2 protein-coding genes are annotated in these 6,498 nt (G+C 70.1%); both read left to right on the plus strand.

Features of this window, described 5'->3' with window-relative positions; genetic code table 11:
- Positions 1–1,968, plus strand: coding sequence for a glycoside hydrolase family 127 protein (locus IFU11_RS11205; RefSeq protein ID WP_137242735.1), 1,968 nt, complete (start codon positions 1–3; stop codon positions 1,966–1,968).
- Positions 1,969–2,171: 203 nt separating this feature from the next.
- On the plus strand, positions 2,172–6,498 hold a 4,327-nt coding region (locus IFU11_RS20775; RefSeq protein WP_371742766.1), incomplete at its 3' end, for an Ig-like domain-containing protein.

Genomic DNA, 6,498 nt, shown 5'->3' on the forward strand with positions numbered 1-6,498 from the left:
ATGAGCACCACCATCAGGACCACAGCAACGGGCACTGGGACCAGCATGGCCCCGGTCGTCCCCACCACCGGTGCGCTCACCCCGCTCGGGCTCGACGAGGTCGGCATCACCGAGGGGTTCTGGGCGGACCGCCAGCGCGTGAACGGCACCGCGACCCTCGCGCACGTCGAGCACTGGCTGGAGCGGGAGGGCTGGATCCGCAACTTCGACCTGGCCGCCGCCGGCACCCTGCCGGAGGGTCGCCGGGGTCGCGAGTTCGCCGACTCCGAGGTCTACAAGTACCTCGAGGCCGTGGCCTGGGAGATCGGGCGACGGGGCGGTGACGACGCGCTCGAATCCCGGTTCCGCAGCGTCGTGGACCGCGTCGCCGCCGCACAGGAGTCCGACGGGTACCTCAACACCCGCTTCGGCCGGCCCGGCCAGGGCGCGCGCTGGTCGGACCTCGAGTGGGGCCACGAGCTCTACTGCCTCGGTCACCTGTTCCAGGCGGCGGTGGCGCGAGCGCGCACGAGTCCCGGTGCCGACGACGGCCTGCTCGGCATCGCGACGCGTGCCGCCGACCTCATCTGCGAGGTGTTCGGCGCAGACGGCATCCAGTCCGTGTGCGGGCACGCCGAGGTCGAGGTCGGTCTGGCCGAGCTCTCCCGCGTGACGGGGGAGTCGCGGTACCTCGACCTCGCGTCGCTGTTCGTGGAACGTCGTGGCCACGGGGTCCTCCAGGACATCGAGTGGGGGCGCGCCTATTTCCAGGACGACCTCCCGATCCGCGACGCCGAGGCGCTGCGGGGACACGCTGTCCGGGCGAACTACCTCGCCGCCGGTGCGACCGACATCGCGGTCGAACACGGGGACACCGGGCTGCTCGACGCGCTCCGCGGCCAGTGGGACCGCACGATCGCCCGGCGCACCTACCTGACCGGTGGCCAGGGGTCGCACCACCAGGACGAGGCCTTCGGTGAGGACTTCGAGTTGCCGTCCGATCGCGCGTACTCCGAGACCTGCGCCGGCATCGCCTCCATCATGTTCAGCTGGCGGCTCCTCCTTGAGGACCGCGACGTCCGGTACGCGGACCACATCGAGCGAGTGCTGTACAACGTCGTGGCGACGTCGCCGTCAGCCGCCGGCACCGCGTTCTTCTACGCCAACACGCTGCACCAGCGGACGCCCGGGGAGTCGAGCCCGGACGACGAGGTGTCGCCCCGGGCGTCGTCGTCGGAGCGCGCGCCCTGGTTCGACGTCTCCTGCTGCCCGCCGAACGTCGCCCGCACGCTCGCGAGCCTCGCGGCCTTCATCGCGACGACCGACGACCACGGCGTGCAGATCCATCAGTTCGCCTCCGCCACGATCGACACCGTCGTCGGCGGTGAGCACGGCGGCCGGTTCCGGGCCGAGCTGGTGACGGAGTACCCGCGCACCGGGGTGGTCTCGCTTCGGATCGTCGAGGCTCCCACCCAGGCACTCACGGTGTCGCTGCGCGTCCCGTCCTGGGCGGACGACGCCCGGCTCGTGGTGCAGACGGCCTCGGGCTCCCGCGACGAGCATGAGGTCCCGACCGGGTACGCGGACGTCACCCGCGCGTTCTCCGCCGGCGACGTCGTCGAGCTGTCCTTCAGCATCCGGCCTCGGGTGACGCACCCCGACCCGCGCGTGGACGCGATCCGTGGCACCGTCGCGATCGAGCGCGGCCCCGAGGTCTACTGCGTCGAGTCGGTCGACCTTCCGGGTGGCGACGAGTCGCTCGCCCGCGTCGAGATCGACGAGCACGCGGACATCGAGGAGGCGTCCGACGGGCGCCTGACGGTCGTGCTCCGGACCCGCCCGGTCGTGGACGCCGCCTGGCCGTACGCGGACGGGTTCGACGCCCCGGGTGACGCCGATCCGTTCACCGCGAGCATCGCCCCGTACCACTCCTGGGCGGAGCGCGGTCCGTCGACGATGCGCGTCTGGATCCCCACGACGCGGAGCTGACCGACGCCCGCGGAGCGCCGTTGAACGCCCGACACCGCACCGGAACAGCTGGACTTTCGGTATGGTGTCGGGCGCTTTCGTCGTGCTGTCATCCGATTTCCGCCCGGTGTGCCGAAACTTCCGAAAAGCCTTGCGAATCCTGCGAATCTCCCGATAACCTCCCCGGGAGTGTCCTACTCACTGACGAGAGGGAATCAGACAGCGTGGTCAGAACACAGCAATCCACCCCCAAGCGGGGGTCGCGTGGATGGCGTGGCGGGATCGCGGCGACAGCCGCTCTCGCCGTCATCGGCACGACCTTCCTCACGGCGCCGGCGCAGGCCGCGAACGCCGACATCGGCTACCCGACGTTCTCGGGCAGCGACACCCCGGTCCCCGCCACCGGCACCGGCTACACGGCCGGCAACCAGCTGCAGGCGATCTTCGACGCGGACGTGGCCGCTGGAGCCGGAGCCCTCGGCGGGCCCGACTTCTGGATGGACCGGATGCTCCAGCGCACCGGCACGACCGGCAGCTTCGGCGACGACAACCAGTGGCTCTTCAGCCGCGGCCGTGCGGTGTTCATGAAGGAGCACGACCCGTCGAAGCTCGGGTTCGGCGGCCAGGTCGCCTACTGGGAGGCCATCGACGGCAAGGCCGCGTACACGGTCGCGGCGAAGATCGACGGCTCCGACGTGACGCTCACGGAGGACACGGCGAGCCGGGTGCAGACGCCGAGCTACTGGCGCAGCGTGCACCGCCACGCGGCCTCGGGGATCGAGGTCGTCCAGACGAAGTACATCACCGACGGGAACGTCGCGGTCACCGGGCTGCAGGTCCGCAGTACCAACGGCGCGCACACCGTGCAGCTCACGGCCAGCTCGGCCTACACGACGACCGTCGAGGGCGATGAGCTCACCGGCGTCGTGTCCGCGGCCAACAAGCTCACGACGATCTTCCCGCGGCTCTCCGGCGACGGCTTCACGCCGGACGGCGGCGGCATCACGGCCAGCCTCGCCGTCCCGGCCGGCGGCACCGTGTCCACCAAGGTGCAGCTCGGGTTCGTCACCGACGAGATCGCGGAGTCGCGCACCCAGTACGACGCCGTCCGCGGACTCGCGCCCGACGCCTCGTACACGGCGCAGGTCACCGCGTACAACCAGTGGTGGGCCGACAACGTGCCCTACCTGGACACGCCCGAGGACAACATCGACAAGACGCTGTACTACCGCTGGTGGCTCATGCGCTTCAACTTCCTCGACGCCGACATCCCCGGCAACGACTACCAGTTCCCCACCTCGATGGAGGGCGTGCTCGGCTACAACAACGCCATCGTGCTCACCACGGGCATGTTCATCGACGACCTCAAGTACTTCCGCAACCCGATCTACTCCTACGGCCCCTGGGTGTCGGCGGGGGAGACCTCGAAGAGCTACAAGTTCGTCGACAACCCCGGTGACCCGGCGAACTGGTCGAACAGCTACACGCAGTACATCTCCGAGGCGGCGTGGCGCTCCTACCAGCTGCACGGCGGACCGACGGCGATCGCCGAGAACCTGGCGGAGTACGCCGAGGACGACGTGAAGGGCCTGCTCGACGCGTACGACACCGACGACAGCGGCCTCATCGACTACAACTGGGGTGCCATGACGGGCAACGACGCCGACGCGGTGTCGTTCCACGAGCGCCCGAACGCGTACATGGACCGCACCGAGAACGCGTACCTGTACTCCAACGCGCTCGCCTCGGCCGCCGCCTACCGGACCGCCGGCAACGAGGCGAAGGCCGTCGAGATGGACGAGTTCGCGCAGGGCATCAAGGACAAGGTCGTCGAGCTCCTCTGGGACGCCGACGCGAAGGTCCTGAAGCACCGGTTCACGTCCGACGGCAAGCTGGCGAAGTGGAAGGAGATCAACAACTTCTACCCCTTCACCGTCGGTCTCATGCCGAAGCCGGGCGATGCGGACTACGCCGACGACTACGTCAAGGCGCTCGACCTCTTCGCGGACGACGCCCAGTACCCGATCTTCCCCTTCTACACGGCGAACCAGGCCGACCAGGCGGACTACGGCGGACCGGGCAGCAACAACTTCTCGGTGATCAACTCCACCGTGACGTTCCGCATGCTGGCGAAGGTGCTCCGCGACTACCCGACGAAGGCGATCGACGCCGAGTGGTACAAGAAGCTCCTGTATTGGAACGCGTGGTCGCACTACCAGAACGGCGGCGACAACCGCCTGCCCGACCAGAACGAGTTCTGGTCCGACGGCGACGCCGACCCGCAGGACATCGGCTACCGCTCCTGGATCCACCACACGATCCTCGGCGCGACGAACTTCACGATGATCGAGGACACCATGGGGCTCCGTCCGCGGAGCGACGCGAAGATCGAGTTGGACCCGATCGACATCGACTGGGACCACTTCACGGCGAACAACATCGCCTTCCGCGACCAGGACCTCACCATCACCTGGGATGCTCCGGGCGGTGAGCGCCACTACGGCGACAGCATCCCGGAGGGCTACTCGGTGTTCCTCGACGGCAAGCTCGCCTTCACCATCGACTCCCTGAGCAAGGTCGTCTACGACCCCGCGACGGGCACGGTCGAGGTGGCGGACGACGTCACCGTCCTGTCCTCGACGACCGCCTCGCTGCAGGCGCCGCAGGACGTCTCCTTCGCCGCCGGCGACCGGGTCGTGGACCTCTTCGCCAAGGCGGGCGCCGACGTGGATCCGGCCAGTGCCGGATCCGCGAACGCCGCCGAGGGTGCCGAGGTCAGCGCGAGCTTCTCCGCGCCGAGCCGTCCCGCCACCGCGGCGGTGGACGGCACGACCGCCAACGAGCCCTTCTGGGGAACCGCGGGGTCACCCAACGCGAAGGACTCGCTCGTGGTCGAACTCGGAGGCACCAAGACCTTCGACGACGCCAGGGTGTACTTCTACAACTCCTCGTCCACCGCCACCGTGCAGGGGTACTCGGAGCCGGCGACGTACTCGCTCGAGGTCCGGAACGGCGACACCTGGACGGCGATCCCGGCCCAGGCGCGTGGCCCGGTCTACCCCCGAGCCAACTACAACCATGTGCAGTTCCCCGAGGTCACCGGCGACGCCGTGCGGCTGACGGTCAACCACGCCGCCGGGTTCAAGACGGGGGTCAAGGAGCTCCAACTCTTCGCGACCGGCGTTGCGGCACCCGCCTCCACCAACCAGGCTCCGTCGGTGAACGCCTGGGTCGACCAGGCGAACTCGGCCGGCGGCACGCTCGCGCTCGTCGGCGAGGTCAAGGACGACGGGCTGCCGCTCGGCGACGTGACCTCGGCGTGGTCCGTGGTCGACGCCCCGGACGACGGCCTCGTCATCTTCGGTGACGCCACCGCGGCGTCCACGACGGCGAGCTTCACCGCCGAGGGTTCGTACACGCTGCGCCTCACGGCGAGCGACGGCGAGCTCACGAGCACGAAGGACCTCGTGGTCCAGGGTGCGGCGTCGGCGGGCGGTCAGAACGTCGCCCGCGAGGCGACGCCGACTGGCGAGTTCACGGCGGGATGGAACAGCGTCAACGCGGTGAACGACGGCACGGTCCTCCACAGCGGCGGATCTCAGGCCGACGTCTGGGGCACCTGGTCGGGGAGCCGTCCGGCCACCCGCTGGCTGCAGTACGACTGGGCGACTCCGGTCCGGGTCGACGCCGCGACGGTGTCGTTCTGGGGCGACCAGACGGACCCCTCCTCCGGCGCCGGTGTGAACGTGCCGAAGTCCTGGAAGGCGCAGTACTGGACCGGCGACGCCTGGGCCGACGTCACGGGCGCTTCCGCCTACGGCGTCGAGCGCGACGCACCGAACGCCGTCGACTTCGACGCCGTGACCACCACCAAGCTCCGCCTCGTGCTGAGCGCGGCCGGTCCCGGCACCGGAGCCGACCCGTACGCCGGTGTCGCGGTCAGCGAGTGGGAGGTGTTCGCGGTCGCGCCGACGGGGATCGAACCCATCGACGTCCGCACCACCACGGGTGTCGTGCCGACACTGCCGTCGACGGTCGACGCGACGTTCGCGGACGGCAGCCACGCCGACCTCCCGGTCTCGTGGGCGTCGATCACACCCGAGCAGGTCGCGGGTGAGGGCAGCTTCTCCGTCGTCGGTCTCGTGACCGGCTCCGCGGTGCCGGCGAAGGCGACCGTCTGGGTGCGGGCGACCGCCCCCGGGCAGATCAACGCCGTCGACCCGGTCGCGGTCACCACCGCAGCCGGGGTCGCACCCGCACTGCCGGCCTCGCTCGGCGTCCTCTACAACGACGGGTCCCGCGAGGACCTGCCGGTGACGTGGGCCACCGTCGATCCCGCGTCCTATGCGGCCGAAGGTGTCTTCGAGGTCACGGGGACGGTCGAATCGGCCCTCCCGGGAGCGAAGACGGCGACCGCCACCGTGACGGTCGGCGCCGGTGGCGGCGAGGAGGACGACACCGCTCCGGTGGTCGCCCTCACCGTCGATCCGGCGGCCCCGGCATCGGGCTGGTACACGGGAGCGGCGACCGTCTCGGTCACCGCGACCGACG

It is taken from the genome of Plantibacter sp. CFBP 8804 (assembly GCF_014841225.1).
GTDB lineage: Bacteria > Actinomycetota > Actinomycetes > Actinomycetales > Microbacteriaceae > Plantibacter > Plantibacter auratus.